This is a genomic window from Bacillota bacterium (genome assembly GCA_009711825.1).
Lineage (GTDB): Bacteria > Bacillota > Proteinivoracia > UBA4975 > VEMY01 > VEMY01.
This window is the reverse complement of the sequence record VEMY01000040.1, coordinates 14,817-29,902: the sequence shown is the minus strand read 5'-3', so window position 1 is coordinate 29,902 and position 15,086 is coordinate 14,817. Positions and strand designations below refer to the sequence as shown.

Genomic DNA, 15,086 nt, shown 5'->3' with positions numbered 1-15,086 from the left:
GATACAAGGAGGAAATGAAATGGGCGCAGCGATAGTAGTTAAAGGGTTACGTAAGACCTATGGGACCCTGCAGGCCGTGGATGGTGTTGATATCACAGTCCGGTCCGGCCAGGTCTTTGGTCTGCTGGGGGCAAATGGGGCAGGCAAGACAACAACGCTTGAATGTATTTTGGGCGTAAAGAAAGCAGACCAGGGGACAATTGAGGTTTTGGGGGTCAATCCTCAGGTCCGGAACAAAGAGCTGTTTGAAGAGGTCGGCGTTCAGTTTCAGGAGTCCAGCTTCCAAGATAAGATCACTGTCCGCGAACTGTGTGAAGTGACCAGTCCCTGTATGCTCAGGCAGCAGATTATGCTAGTTTGCTCAGTCAATTCGGCCTGGCTGATAAACGGAACGATCTTGTCGCCGAGCTTTCTGGCGGACTCAGACAGCGTCTGTTTATAGTCTTGGCGCTGATTGCCAATCCCCGGATTGTCTTCCTGGATGAGTTAACTACTGGATTAGACACCAGGGCACGCAGGGACGTTTGGAGGCATTTGGCAGCCCTGAAGGAGCAGGGACTGACCATTTTCTTGACATCCCATTACATGGATGAAGTTGAGGCCCTGTGTGATGAAATCTGTATACTCAAGCGGGGCAGAATCATTTTTTCTGGGACTGTTGTTGAAGCTGTTGCCAACAGCCCTTACCAGCGATTCGAAGACGCATATTTGTGGTACACCGACGAAGAGGAAGGTGAAGAATAATGGGCACATTGCTGGCAATGGTAAAAAGCGAGTTTAAGCTCTCGTTGCGGGGCATGGATATGGTGATATTTGCCGTTGGCATGCCTTTGGTGGTTGCAGTAATCCTGGGGATGATTTATGGAAAACAACCGGCATTTGCCGGCGCAGGTTTTACCTTTTTTGAGCAGTCATTCGGAGCGCTTGCGTCAATAGGTGTTTGTGCCGCCGGGGTGATGGGACTGCCCCTGGTTGTCGCTGATTATCGCCACAAAAAAATCCTCAAAAGGTTTCATGTCACACCGGTTAGCCCGGTATTGATCCTAGTGGCCCAGGTTATTGTGAACATGTTTTACTCGCTGATGTCTCTAATCTTGATTTACGTAGTCTCTGCTCTGTTCTTTGGGTTTCAACTGGTGGGGTCTGTGCTGGGATTTTTGGGGGCATATTTGCTGGTAATGCTTTCGATTTACAGCCTTGGCATGATGGTAGCAGGGGTCGCAGCAGACATGAAAACCGCCAACCTGCTCTGTGTCGTTTTGTATTTCCCAATGCTGATTTTTTCCGGGGCCACTTTACCTTACGAGGTGATGCCATCTGCCCTGCAAAGGGTTGCTGACTTCATGCCCCTTACCCAGGGTATTAAGTTGCTAAAAGGGGCGGCGTTGGGAATGCCAGTGGAAAATGTGCTTGCGCCCTTGGTGGTCATGGTTGCGCTGACAGCCGTTTGTATCACGGTGTCTGTTCGGTATTTCCGCTGGGAATAAAGTAAGCCCTCTTTATGGGGGCTTACTTTGTACGTAAGCATTTCGTGTTTGTACTTTTGCAGATAACTCTGGCAAACCGTATGTTATACTGGATAGTACAAGTTTTATTGATGAACCGGTTGAGGGGGAATCGACATGGCGAATATCTACCTGACAAATGGACGCGTTATTGACGGAACCGGCGCGCCGGCAGTTGATTCTGGTCTGGTCATAATTTCTGTAGAGGCTAGTGGCGCAGGCACACTGGAGTATGTGGGCGAGATGTCCGCTGAACTGGTGGCAGGGGCCACTGAGGCGGACAGAGTGGTTGATCTTTCCGGGTACTCAATGCTCCCCGGCCTTTTTAATGTGCACGCCCATCTGGATTTAAAACTGCCATATTTGCCCTATAAATATGACGATCTTGGCCCGGCGTATCGGACGTTACTGGCATACCGACGGGCGGCGGAGGCGTTGCACTGTGGCGTAACCACGGTTCGCAATGTTGGCGGTGCCGACGATTACGATCTTGCCCTGAAAAAGGCAGTGGACAAAAACATGCTCTGGGGCCCGCGGATTGTCACCTGTGGCAGCATCATGATAGCCCACGGCGGCCATGGCCACAATGTCTGGGGTTCAATCGAATGTAGCGGACCTGCCGAATTTATGCGGGCTGCCCGGGGCCAGCTGGCCAAGGGAGTGGACATGCTCAAGCTCTGCTACACCGGTGGTCTGGCCGGGGAGCATGAAGGCATGACAGATAAGCAGATGACCGATGAGGAGATAGCTGCGGTGATTGAAGTAGCCCACGCCGCCGGCAAAAAGGTCGCCGTTCATCTCTCGTCCGACGGACCGATCCGTGATTCCATCCGTCTGGGTGTGGACTCGGTGGAGCATGCCTATGCTTTGTCTGAGGAAACGGCTCGGATGATGGCTGAAACGGGCACGTTTCTGGTACCGACGCTCTGCGTTTCCAATGGTGAGGACTATCTCCAGGCCCATGGCTGCCCGGAGCATCAAATCCGTAAGGGGCGGGAAGCTGCCCGCACACATCGCACCGGTATTGGCTACGCGGTCAAGCATGGCGTGAAAATCTGCTGTGGCACCGATCTCTTGCCCTCGGACCCAATAAACGGGACCAATGCCACTGTCCGGGAGCTTGAACTGCTCACCGAGGTGGGTATGACACCGCTGGCGGCAATCAGGGCAGCAACCTACACAAGCGCTGAGCTCTGTGGTTTGGAAACTGTGACGGGCTCATTGCAGGCTGGTCTTGAAGCTGATATCATTGTCGTCCGGGGCAAGCCGGATGAGCATATTTCCGATTTGCGCAATCTGGCCATGGTGGCCCGAAGCGGCCGCCTGGTATGGAGTAAAATTCCCGGTTGGGAGCAACGTACTTTTGACGTAGTTGGTCCGGATGGGGATATGTCAGGGGGCACATTTAATAATTGGTAGCGGAGGCCGAGGGCCTCTTTTTTTTGGAGCAAAGAAGAATAGTGGAGCAAAGACGACTAATTGCAAGCGTTGGCGAGCTAAAGCGGCTGGAGTAGCTTATACGCCTTTTGCCGGGATAAGCGGGCAAGCGTATAATGGTATTGAGAATAATTATCAAAGTATGCGTCTCAGGAGGTACTTATATGAACAGAAAAATCTCAATAGCTTTAGCTTTAATGATTGCTGCCGCACTTTTCCTAGTTGGCTGCAGCTCAACAGGAGAAAGCGATAATCAGTTAGTTGTTTACTCCGCCAGAAACGAACGGTTTGTCCAAGACCTGCTGGACAAATTTACAGAGGATACCGGCATTGAGGTTGTGGCTTTGCATGACGCCAACCCATTGCAGATTGTCGAGGAAGCAAACAATGTTCAGGCAGATGTCTTTATCTCAAATGACCTGGGCGCTCTGGGTTACTTGCACAGGGAAGGCCTGCTACAGGGCTCTACACCAGAAGGGATCGAATCAATACCGGCAGAGTTTCGCTCGGAGGACAATGCTTACTTTGCCATCTCTGCCCGGGCCCGGGGCCTGATATATAATAAAGAACTGACTTCCCCCGAAGATCTACCCCGGACTAATGAAGACTTGTTCGATGCCAAGTGGGCTGATTTGCCCGGTGGCTTTGCCATCACCAGAGGGGGAAATGGTGGCATGATTGGCCATGTATCTGCCCTGCGTTACCAGTGGGGAGATGCCAAGACCGCTGAATGGATTGCTGCCATCCGGAAAAATGCCGCCGGCATTTTTCAAGGTCACGGCGACATCCGCCGCGCCGTGGGCGCCGGTGAGCACGCCTTTGGCCTGGTGAACAACTACTATTTCCACCAACAGTTGCTGGAACCGAACAATAACAACGTTGGCTTTATCTATCTCGATCAAGATGAGGGCCAGATGGGGGCAGTTGCCAACGCTGCCGGTGTCGGGCTGATTAAGAATGGACCGAATCAGCAAAACGCGGAAGCGTTTCTGGAGTGGTTGTTGCTTCCGGAGAATCAAGTGGCATTTGTGGGTGAGTCGCTGGAGCTTTTAATTAACTCCCAGTACGGTGCCCAGTATCCGGAGGTCGTCGAACCGCATATTGTTGAATTCACTGATCTGAGGATCCAGGATATGCCTGTAACTGCACTTGGTGAATATTTTGAGGATACCCGGACCCTAATTGAGCAGTCGGGTCTAGACTTGGATCTCAGATAATAACGGCAGTCTAGGAGTTGGTCAGATGAAACACACCAACACAAATACAAACAAAACTGAAACAGCCGGGGCCGCATCAGGGTTCGCCCCGGCTGGCTTCTTTTACCTGCGGAAAAAGTGGTTTAAGCTTTGGCAGGATAATCCCCCAGGGTCGATTTTGCTGTTGATCGGTTTAGCAGTGGCTCTATTCATGGCGATTCCAATTGTCTATGTGATCTGGCGCTCCATCTTTGCCGGTGCCGATAACTGGCTGCGGCTACTGGATCAAAGAATACCTCAGTTGCTCTGGAACACCATGTCGCTGACTGTGGCAGTGACTGTGGCGGCTGTTATTCTTGGCGTGGCTCTAGCTTGGCTAGTCACCCGTTCGGATATTCCCGGGCGCAGGCTGTGGCGGTGGCTTTTGGCATTGCCGCTGGTAATCCCGCCCTATGTCGGCGCGGTCACGTACATTATTGTCTTTGGCCGCAGTGGTTGGGCCCGGGATCTCTGGCAGGCGCGTTTAAGTTTACTTGGAGATTATCCCCTGGATATATACTCATTTTGGGGTGTGTTTTTCGTCCTGACCATGTTTACCTATCCTTACGTCTATCTGATTGCCAGCGCTTCACTGCGCAAGATGAACAGGAACTTTGAGGAGGCCGCCCGCTCCCAGGGCGCCAACAGCTGGCAAGTGTTCTGGAAGGTGAGCCTGCCTTTCCTACGTCCCGCCATCGGCGCCGGGGCGATTCTCGTCGCCCTCTATGTGCTCTCGGATTTTGGCGCCATTGCCATGTTGCGCTATGTAACTTTTACGGCGGCAATTTATTACCAGCGGGCGGGCATGGACACCGCCGCTGCCGCGGTGCTCAGTCTTGTCCTGGTGGTAATCACCGTGCTCATACTCTGGCTGGAGTCCTACACCAGGCGTAAGAGCAAGTACTACCAGACCGGGAACAGCTATCGGGCACCGCTGATTCTGCCCCTGGGCAAGTGGAAGCCGCTGGCAGTGGTTTTTGTCGGCCTGGTATTTATGCTGTCGGTATTGCTGCCAATCTCTGTTCTCGTCTACTGGTCCAATATTGGGATTCGGATGGGTGCGCTGGACAGCAGATTCTTTGGCTTTGCGCTAAACAGTTTGCAGGTTTCCGGGATAGCGGCTCTGCTCTGTATGGCGTTGTCGATTCCGGTTATTTACCTCAAGACCAGATATCGCTCGGTTATTTCCGCTGCCATCGACCGACTCGCCTATGCCGGTTACGCCCTGCCCGGTGTGATTGTGGCTTTGGGCTTCGTATTTATCTTTAACAACCATTTGCCCTTCCTCTACGGCACGTTTTGGCTTGTGGCCCTGGCTTTTGTCGTCCGCTTTTTACCCCAGGCAATGCAGGCGGGGGAAGCGTCATTGAGCCTTGTCTCTCCGCGGATTGACGAAGCTGCTCGTAGCTTGGGTTGTCCGCCCTGGAAGGTGATGTTCAAGGTGGTGCTCCCCAATATGCTGCCAGGAGTGCTGGCCGGTGGAGCGCTGGTGTTTGTCAGCGCAATCAAGGAGCTGCCAGCGACCTTGGTTCTGCGCCCGCCTGGCTTTGACACTCTGGCGATACGCATCTATAGCGAGGCATCGGAGGCCATTTACCATTTGGCGGCTCCGGCTGCTCTGCTGATTATCCTGGTATCAATAATCCCGTTGCGCTATATGCTGAGCAAATATTAGGGGTGAGTGCTATGTATGATATTGAATTGAAATCGGTAACTAAAACCTACCGGGGTGCTTCGGCGCCGGCGGTTAAGGATATAAACCTGGCAGTTGAGAAAGGCTCAATCGTGACTTTGCTGGGCCCCAGCGGTTGTGGCAAGTCAACGACTTTGCGTCTGATTGCCGGTTTTGAGTGGGCTGACTCCGGCCAGATTTCCCTGGCCGGCAAAGTCGTCAGCAATGAGCGCACGTCAATTCCACCGGAAAAACGCGGCGTTGGCATGGTATTTCAGGATTACGCCCTCTTTCCCCATCTGAACGTGTTCAACAATATCGCCTTTGGTTACAAGGGCAAAGACCGGACAGCGCGGGTTCGGGAGGTCCTGGAGCTTGTAAACCTGGGCGGATTTGATAACCGCTTTCCCCATGAGCTTTCCGGTGGTCAGCAACAGCGGGTGGCTCTGGCCCGGGCGCTGGCCCGACGGCCGGTGGTGGTACTTTTAGACGAGCCCTTTAGCAATTTAGACGCAGATTTGCGGACGCAGATGCGTATGGAAATAAAGCGGATCGTCAAGGAGGCGGGGACTACCGCGGTGTTTGTCTCCCACGATCAAAAAGACGCCCTGGCAATCTCCGACCGGGTTGTGGTGATGCGGGATGGTGTAATCCAGCAAAATGGTTCGCCCCGGGGAATTTATCAATTCCCGGCGAACAAGTTTGTTGCCACCTTTGTCGGCAACACGAATATTCTCAAAGGTAGAATTGGCCACGACGGGCAGTCGGTGGATACCGAACTGGGCATTTTGCCCTGCACCCATACCCATGACCTGAGGCCGGGGGAAAAAGTATACATCTCAGTCCGCCCTGACAGCCTCGAGCTGGCTGACGATGGTCAGATTCAGGGAATTATGAAGGAATACACCTATACTGGGGAGTCTATCGATGCCGTTCTCGAGGTGCCCCTTGCGGGTGGAAAGACTAAGGACCTTTTGGTGCACGTCCATCCTGAGGAAATGTGCAAGGTTGGGGACAAGCTGAGTTTTACTGTGTTACCCAATTTTGTGGCCGTCCTGAGGCGTGATTAAAGGGAAATCAGACTGGATTGGCGAATACAAGTAAAGACCTGCATTTAAGTGTTATATTGGGAAGGCTCTGTGCCTTCCCTCTTTATAATTGGAGGGATATGAATGGACATCAAGAGCAAGATGCGACCAAACTTTCAAAGACTCGAAGGTGGACTATTCTCTGAGGTAACCAAAGCTGATGTGGGCAGCGCCTATACCGATCTGGCTAAGCAAGGGGTGGCCCTGATGGGATGGGCCGACCCCTTTTTCCCGGACCCGGCGATTCCACCCCACGTGCTCAAGGCAGCCACCGAGGCACTCAAGAGCGGGTTTCCAGCCCATTACACGATGCCAATTGGCAATCCCGATTTAAAGCGGGAGATCGCAAAGAAGCTGGCTCGGGAAAACGGCATGACAGTGGAGGCCCAGCGGAATATTATCATAACGCCGGGCTCCGATTCCGGACTTCTTTACGCAATGATGCCCTTTATAAATCCTGGCGATGAAGTGATGGTTCTCGATCCCAGCTATCCATCTAACTTTCTCAACGCGGAACTCTTGGGCGGCATTACCGTACCGGTGCCGATCTATGAGAAAAACAATTTTGATATCGATGTCGTGGAGTTTAAAAAGCGGCTGACATCAAAAACGAAAATGGTCCTGCTCACCAATCCCAACAATCCGACGACCACAGTGTTTAAGCGCGAGTCCCTGGAAAAGCTCGCATCCTTCATTGTTGAAAACGATTTGATCTGTGTCGTAGATCAGGCCTTCGAGAGTACGATTTTTGACGGCCGAGAGTTGGTGAACATGGCGACGTTGCCAGGAATGTGGGAACGCACGCTGACGGTCTTCTCCATCTCCAAGGGGATGGGACTCAGTGGCTTCCGGGTGGGATATATCGTTGCCGCTGATGAAATTATGGATGTGCTCTATGGCGGCGCTGTCAACGTTCTCGGCGCCACAAACACAATGTCCCAGCTGGCGGCGATTGCTGCCTTTGAGGATTCGTCATTTGTTCAGGAATACAATCGAAAACACGATGACCGGCGTAAATATGCGTTTCAGCTGTTCAACTCGATACCGGGTGTGTCGATGCTGATGCCAGAATCGGGGTTTTTATGTTGGCCCAATATCTCAAAGCTGGGGGACTCCACCGAAATTATGCAGTACTTAATTAAAGAAGCGAAGGTGGCCTGCAATGACGGCAAGCCTTATGGCAAACAGGGCCATGGCCACCTGCGAATCGTCATCGGCTGCTACTGGGATGATGAGGTCTGCTATAATGCCCTGGAGCGAATCAAGCAAGCCCTGACTGAGCGAGCCGATAAACTAGGCATTATCAGGTAAAGTGGTTTAATCTGGGAGGGGCTGCAAGAGCAGTTCTCTCCTTTTTGCTTGTTGTTCCTGACTTACGGCGAAGGAGTAACACTACCGAGGATTATCTCAGCCAAGTAAACGTATTGCATTTTTTGTGGAAACTGGCTATTATTAAAGATTAAAGAAAGATTATTGTATCGATGGCAAATTATTAAATAAAAGAACTACGCTTAAGAATGGTATAATGGTACATAGTAGTTGCGCAACAAGGGGGATTTCCATGACCAAATGTCTAATCGAAAATGATGCTAATTTTGAGCAACTAAAGTTTAGCATTGATATGGTAGAAGAGCTATTGGTCAATGCTTATTACGGTATGGTCCTTGTGAATAAGGATGGCATTATAGTTAAATGGAACTACGAAAAGTTTTTTGGTGTCCCGGAAGAGGATGTGTTGGGTAAGCCGGTTCAGGAAGTAATTGAGAATACGCGATTGCATATCGTTGTGAAAACTGGAAAAAAAGAAATCTGCCAGGTGCAGGAGATAAATGGTCACAATGTGATAACTTCGCGCATACCGATTATCCGGGACGGGGTTATTATTGGCGCTATTGGCACGATTCTATTTGGCGATACCAGCGAGCTTCAATCATTGGCCACAAAAGTACGTAAATTAGAAGAAACTCTGGATCGCTACAAAGGCGAATTGAGTAAAATTTATGAAGCCAGATATTCCTTTAACGATATAATTTGTAAAAACCCACGTATGCTCGAACTAAAGAGCATTGCCAAAAAAGTTGCGCAAACAAACTCAACTGTGCTAATCCAGGGTGAAAGTGGGACGGGCAAGGAGTTATTTGCCCATGCGATTCATAAAGAGAGCTTGCGGAGGCATGGCAATTTTATTACATTAAACTGCGCTGCAATTCCTAGAGAGTTATTAGAGTCTGAGCTATTCGGTTATGAGGAAGGCGCCTTCACAGGAGCCCGCAAAAGCGGTAAAGTTGGAAAATTTGAGCTTGCGGCGGATGGCACTATTCTGTTGGATGAAATCGGTTCTATGCCCCTGCCGATGCAATCGAAATTGCTTCGGGTTTTGGAGGCCCGGGAGTTTGAGCGGGTCGGCGGTACAAAACCAGTCAAGTTGAGTGCCCGCATTATTTCAGCAACCAACGAAGATCTGGAAGCCCAAGTACAAAATCGTCAGTTTCGGAGCGACCTGTATTATCGATTGAATGTGATAAAGCTGGTAATCCCTCCCTTGCGCCAGCGAGTAGAGGACATCGATGAGCTTTCCATGTATATAGTCAGCAAGCTGATTGCTCATATGCCGGTGGGCAATAAGCTTCTTGCCCCAGAGACAATCGAGATGTTGAAGAGCTACCACTGGCCAGGCAATATCCGGGAACTGAAAAACGTTTTAGAACGTGCCATTAACTTCGCACCGCAATCAGTGATTGTTCCCGAAGACTTGCCGGATTATATCCGGGCAAGTCACCAACCATCACCAAGCGCGCGCGATAGATCACTCAAACAGATACTGATGGAAGCCGAAAAGCAAGCAATCAGGGCTGCAATTATTGAAGCGGACGGTAACCGAAAACTCGCAGCGCAAAAGTTGGGCATTCATCGTACCTCCCTGTACAAAAAGATGGAGAAATACGAACTGGAAGTGTGAATTCCGGTTCGTTTTTTTGTTGTGTAGCAATTTGTCTACACAGGCCTTGATGAGTGTAGACAAATTGCTACATTCGGCAGGGTCGGTAATACATGGTGGATTGCCGGTTCAAATAAAATTGTGGTCAACGGTGTAGCAAAATAGCTACACAATAAAATTCCTGAATGTATGTGCGCATCAGAGACCCTTTAAAATCGGTGTTTTTCACCAATGGCTCACCTTATTTGTCTGGCACGCAATTTGCAAAATACTAATGTGCAATCAAATCACGGGAGGTAATAGATATGCGGGAAGTGGTAATTGTTGGTGCAGCCCGGACACCGATTGGAAACTTTGGCGGTAGTCTATCCGGTCTATCTGCAGTTGAATTAGGTGTAATCGCCGGAAAAGAAGCGATAAACAGGGCCGGGTTAGCTCCAGACGCGGTCGACGAAGTAATAATGGGCAATATCCTTTCAGCCGGTCTCGGACAAAATCCGGCTCGGCAGGTGGCTATCGGCTGTGGAATTCCTGACACAGTCCCTTCTTTAACCCTAAATAAGCTGTGTGGCTCTGGACTCCGGGCGGTGAGCATGGCAGCACAATTTATTATGTTGGGTGACGCTGATGTTGTTCTGGCCGGCGGCCTCGAGAGCATGAGTAATGCTCCGTACCTGTTGCCCAAAGCCCGCTGGGGACAGCGGATGGGAAACAGCCAGCTAGTGGATAGTATGCTGGTTGATGGCTTGATGGATGTATTTAATGATATCCACATGGGAGTAACCGCTGAAAATATCGCTGAGCAATGGAACCTGACCCGGGAAGAGCAAGATCAATTCGCATTGTACAGCCAACAGAAGGCGGAGCAGGCACAAAAGGCCGGCAAGTTTGACGCTGAAATTGTTCCTGTTGAAATCCCGCAGCGTAAGGGAGAACCACTTGTGGTTGACACCGATGAGTACCCAAAGCATGGACTGACAATCGAAAAGTTAGCCAGACTGAAGCCGGCATTTAAAAAGAATGGCACTGTTACCGCTGGCAATGCTTCGGGGATTAATGACGGCGCAGCTGCTCTGGTGATAATGAGCCGGGAAAAAGCCAACGAATTAGGCTTGACACCGCTGGCAACAATTAAATCTTACGCGTCGGCAGCCCTGGATCCTAAAATTATGGGCTACGCGCCGGTTCCCGCCAGCAAAAAAGCGCTTGCCAAAGCTGGGTTGACCGTGGAGGATATCGATCTTGTTGAGGCCAATGAAGCTTTTGCCGCTCAATCCCTGGCAGTTGTGCGGGATTTGCACCTTGATCCGGATAAGGTGAATGTAAATGGTGGAGCAATTGCGCTGGGGCATCCGATTGGCGCTTCCGGCGCCAGAATATTGATTACGCTTATCTACGAAATGCAAAAAAGGAACAGTAAAAATGGTTTAGCTACGTTATGTATCGGTGGCGGACAAGGCGTGGCACTAGTAGTTGAAAGGCAATAATGGAGGTGGTAGAGATGGCAAAAATAATTTCAGCTGAGCAAGCAGTGAAACTGGTCAAACAGAGCGCCACTGTGATGATTGGTGGTTTCATGGGCTGTGGCAGTCCCCATGGCTTGATTGACAAATTGACTGAACAGGGCACGGGCGACTTGACTGTGATATGTAATGACACATCGACAACCGAGTATGGTTTGGGCCGGTTAATTGCCAACAAACAGATATGTAAGGTAATTACTTCGCATATCGGCACTAACCCGGAAACAGGCAGACAGATGAATGCGGGAGAGACCGAAGTTGAGCTGGTTCCACAGGGAACATTGGTTGAACGAATTCGCTGTGCCGGTGCTGGCTTGGGAGGCTTTCTCACTCCCACAGGCTTGGGAACGGTAGTGGAGGAAGGGAAAGAAAAGTTGACTATCGGCGATACAGCATATTTGCTGGAATTGCCGTTGAAAGCTGATATTGCCCTAATTGCAGGCGCGAAGGTAGATAAGAAAGGCAATATCTATTACCAAAAGTCGGCGAGGAATTTTAACCCAATAATGGCCACAGCTGCTGACATTGTTATCGTTGAAGCAAGGGAAATTGTTGAGGTCGGAGAAATCGCTCCAAATGACGTTATGACACCTGGCTTGTTTGTTGATTATATTGTGGGAGGTGTGAACTAATGGATAAGGCCAGAATCAGGGAGGTAATCGCGAAACGGGTTGCACAGGAACTGCATGATGGCGATATCGTCAACTTGGGGATTGGACTACCTACACTGGTGGCAAACTATGTGCCACCAGAAATAGATGTTCTATTTCAGTCAGAAAATGGCTTTGTTGGTTTGGGGCCCGCGCCTGACCCGGATAATTGCGACATGGATTTGACCGACGCCGGAGGAAGGCCGTCCTCAATCAATAAAGGTGGAGCATTCTTTGATAGCGCTACATCCTTTACAATCATCAGGGGCGGGCATGTAGACGTTACTGTCCTGGGTGCGCTCCAGGTTGATGAAAAAGGTAATCTTGCTAACTGGATGATTCCCGGCAAACTCGTTCCCGGCATGGGGGGAGCAATGGACTTAGTGGTTGGCGCCAAGAAGGTAATTGTCGCCATGGAGCACACTGCCAAAGGAAAGCATAAAATTCTTAGGGAGTGTAATCTTCCCCTGACAGCAGCCAATGAAGTGAACTTAATTATTACCGAACAAGCTGTTATTGAAGTGACAGAGCGCGGTCTATTATTAAAAGAACTGGGCCCCGAAGCGACAATTGAAGATGTTGTGTCGAACACAGAGGCCAAACTGATTATCCCCGATAATGTAAAAAGCATGAAAATCTAATTTGATGGTTTTTAGGGACAAGCCCTGAAAATAAGCAATACTTAAAGGAGGAATTGTTGATGTTTAGAAAGTTTACCAATGCCTGTGTAGCTTTGGTGCAGAAGTATCTGCCGGACCCCTTTCTCTTTGCTGTAATGCTGACAATCATTGTTTTTGCTATGGGAGTTCTTTCCACCGGGCAAACTCCGGTGGATATGATCAGTCACTGGAGCGACGGCTTTTGGAGCCTGTTGGCCTTTGCCATGCAGATGGCCCTGGTACTGGTCACAGGTCACACTCTAGCCCAGGCGCCGGTAGTAAAGCGTGGATTGAGAGGGTTGGCTAGTATTCCCAAGACCCCCGGATGGGCAATTTTTGCGGTCACATTGGTTGCACTTATTGCGTCCTGGATTAACTGGGGGTTCGGTTTGGTAATTGGAGCCCTCTACGCAAAAGAGTTGGCTAAAAAAGTTAAAGGTGTTGATTACCGGCTACTGATCGCGTCAGGCTACTCTGGGTTTGTCATCTGGCATGCCGGTTTCTCTGGCTCTATTCCGCTTACAGTTGCTACCGCAACAGCAGATTTGGCAGAAATGACATTAGGTGCAGTTACTGAAGTAATACCAACCAGTCAAACAATTTTTGCAGTGTTTACAGTTGTTCCTGTCCTCGTTTTACTTGTAACCATGCCGTTTTTGATGAAAGCTATGCATCCCAAGGCAGAGAATGTAGTCTCCGTTGACCCCAAACTGCTTGAGGATGATGAAGCAGAAATTGCTGTTGCCAGAGAGGACATGACTCCGGCAGAAAAACTGGAGAACAGTCCCTTACTCTCAATTATAATCGGACTAATGGGTATAGGTTTCCTGGTAAACTACTTCTCAAATAACGGTTTTGACCTCAACTTGAATATCGTTAACTTCTTATTTTTGACAGCCGGTATTATCTTGCACGGCACACCAAGAAGATTCCTTACAGCTGTAGCTACTGCCGCCAAAGGAACAGGTGGAATTATCATTCAGTTCCCCTTCTATGCCGGGATTATGGGAATGATGACTGGCGCCAACGCGGAGGGTTTGTCCCTCGCAGCTCAAATGTCAAACTTCTTCGTGAACATTTCTAATGAAACTACCTTCCCATTTTTCTCCTTCTTAAGCGCTGGAATCGTTAACTTCTTTGTACCATCGGGCGGTGGGCAATGGGCAGTCCAGGCGCCAATTATGATGCCCGCGTCTGTGGAATTGGGTGTTGATACAGCCAAAACAGCAATGGCCATTGCCTGGGGCGATGGCTGGACCAACATGATTCAACCGTTTTGGGCACTACCTGCCCTGGGTATAGCCGGACTGGGAGCCAAGGATATAATGGGTTATTGTCTGGTAAACCTGTTTTACGTAGGTATTGTAGTAGGAGTATTCTTGTTAATTCTCTAGCTCTAAAAAACAGCGCTGGTACTTGCCGGCGCTAACTTTTTTGCCCATTTAGGGACGGAGGTTGAATGGGCATTTTCACTTTCAACTCTATTTGCCACGTTGACAACTTGTCTCTGCGGTCATATTGTTAAAGTTACTCCCGAATAATCCTTGACCTTTACGTAGCGTAAAGGTGTAGACTATGTTCAGGAGGTGAGCTCATGGAATACACAGTGCAAAAACTCAGTCGGTTGGCTGGAGTCAGCGCCAGGACACTGCGGTATTATGACCAGGTGGGGTTACTGACGTCGGCGAGAATCAATTCCTCTGGTTACCGCATCTACGGCCAGGCCGAGGTTGATTTGCTTCAGCAAATTCTTTTCTTTCGAGAATTGGGGTTTCCTTTAGATAAAATCCGCGAAATTATTACTGCCCCTGCTTTTGACAAGGAAAGGGCGCTGCGGGAACACCGTGAGCAGCTTCTTGAAAAACGCGCGCAATTGGATGCGTTGATCGCCAATGTGGACAAAACGATTGCGCACAATGAAGGGAGAATTACGGTGTCAGACAAGGAAAAATTCCAAGGCTTTAAGAAGAAGCTGGTGGCAGAGAACGAGCAAAGATATGGCAAAGAAGTACGAGAAAAATATGGCGACAAGACTGTGGAAGCGTCCAACGCCAAGGTCATGAATATGACCGAAGAACAGTATGCTGAAGTAACCAAGCTTAATGAAGAGTTAATGGCTATTTTACAGGCAGCTTATCAAACCGGCGATCCCGCCGGCGAGCTGGCGCAAAAGGCAGCTGATTTGCATCGCCAGTGGCTCAGTTACTACTGGCCCGAATACAACAAGGAAGCCCATGCCGGCCTGGCCCAGATGTATGTCGATGACGAGCGTTTTACCTCTTATTACGACAAAGCGCAGCCGGGACTGGCCGCTTTTCTGCGAGACGCCGTTCACATCTACACTGGACAGAACCAATAGCACCAGCCCATGCCGTCCTG

General features: G+C 50.0%; 12 protein-coding genes and 1 pseudogene. All 13 read left to right on the top strand.

The features are described 5' to 3' along the window. The first annotated feature begins 19 nt into the window (after positions 1-19). The 13 genes and pseudogenes from FH749_12520 to FH749_12460 all read left to right on the top strand — a co-directional run bounded on the left by FH749_12520 (position 20) and on the right by FH749_12460 (position 15,066). Positions 20-744: pseudogene (locus tag FH749_12520) on the top strand (ABC transporter ATP-binding protein). After that, complete coding sequence (locus tag FH749_12515) at positions 744-1,487, top strand: ABC transporter permease (protein ID MTI96280.1); 744 nt, start codon at positions 744-746, stop codon at positions 1,485-1,487. The pseudogene FH749_12520 and the gene FH749_12515 overlap by 1 nt, the downstream one beginning before the upstream one ends. Before the next feature lie 135 nt (positions 1,488-1,622). Next, positions 1,623-2,924, top strand: coding sequence for an amidohydrolase family protein (locus FH749_12510; protein MTI96279.1), 1,302 nt, complete (start codon positions 1,623-1,625; stop codon positions 2,922-2,924). 182 nt (positions 2,925-3,106) lie between these two features. Then, the gene (locus FH749_12505) at positions 3,107-4,159 is read left to right on the top strand and encodes an extracellular solute-binding protein (protein ID MTI96278.1); all 1,053 of its coding nucleotides are present in this window, start codon (positions 3,107-3,109) and stop codon (positions 4,157-4,159) included. A gap of 25 nt (positions 4,160-4,184) precedes the next feature. Further along, positions 4,185-5,852 carry an iron ABC transporter permease gene (locus tag FH749_12500; protein MTI96277.1) on the top strand — a complete coding sequence of 556 codons (1,668 nt, stop codon included), beginning with the start codon at positions 4,185-4,187 and terminating at the stop codon, positions 5,850-5,852. An 11-nt stretch (positions 5,853-5,863) separates the two neighbouring features. Beyond that, positions 5,864-6,919, top strand: coding sequence for an ABC transporter ATP-binding protein (locus tag FH749_12495; protein ID MTI96276.1), 1,056 nt, complete (start codon positions 5,864-5,866; stop codon positions 6,917-6,919). Between the two features lie 102 nt (positions 6,920-7,021). Next, positions 7,022-8,248: a pyridoxal phosphate-dependent aminotransferase gene (locus tag FH749_12490; GenBank protein ID MTI96275.1), complete on the top strand. Its 1,227-nt coding sequence runs from the start codon at positions 7,022-7,024 to the stop codon at positions 8,246-8,248. A gap of 250 nt (positions 8,249-8,498) precedes the next feature. Then, positions 8,499-9,896 (top strand): sigma-54-dependent Fis family transcriptional regulator, encoded by a 1,398-nt coding sequence (locus FH749_12485; protein MTI96274.1) that lies wholly within the window; start codon positions 8,499-8,501, stop codon positions 9,894-9,896. Positions 9,897-10,180: 284 nt separating this feature from the next. Further along, a complete protein-coding gene (locus FH749_12480; protein ID MTI96273.1) occupies positions 10,181-11,362 on the top strand; it encodes an acetyl-CoA C-acetyltransferase in 1,182 nt (393 codons plus the stop codon). Positions 11,363-11,376: 14 nt separating this feature from the next. Beyond that, the gene (locus FH749_12475) at positions 11,377-12,030 is read left to right on the top strand and encodes a 3-oxoacid CoA-transferase subunit A (GenBank protein MTI96272.1); all 654 of its coding nucleotides are present in this window, start codon (positions 11,377-11,379) and stop codon (positions 12,028-12,030) included. After that, positions 12,030-12,689 (top strand): CoA transferase subunit B, encoded by a 660-nt coding sequence (locus FH749_12470; protein ID MTI96271.1) that lies wholly within the window; start codon positions 12,030-12,032, stop codon positions 12,687-12,689. The genes FH749_12475 and FH749_12470 overlap by 1 nt, the downstream gene beginning before the upstream one ends. 59 nt (positions 12,690-12,748) lie before the next feature. Next, positions 12,749-14,101 carry a TIGR00366 family protein gene (locus tag FH749_12465; GenBank protein MTI96270.1) on the top strand — a complete coding sequence of 451 codons (1,353 nt, stop codon included), beginning with the start codon at positions 12,749-12,751 and terminating at the stop codon, positions 14,099-14,101. Positions 14,102-14,301: 200 nt separating this feature from the next. Then, a complete protein-coding gene (locus FH749_12460; protein ID MTI96269.1) occupies positions 14,302-15,066 on the top strand; it encodes a MerR family transcriptional regulator in 765 nt (254 codons plus the stop codon). Positions 15,067-15,086 lie beyond the last annotated feature (20 nt).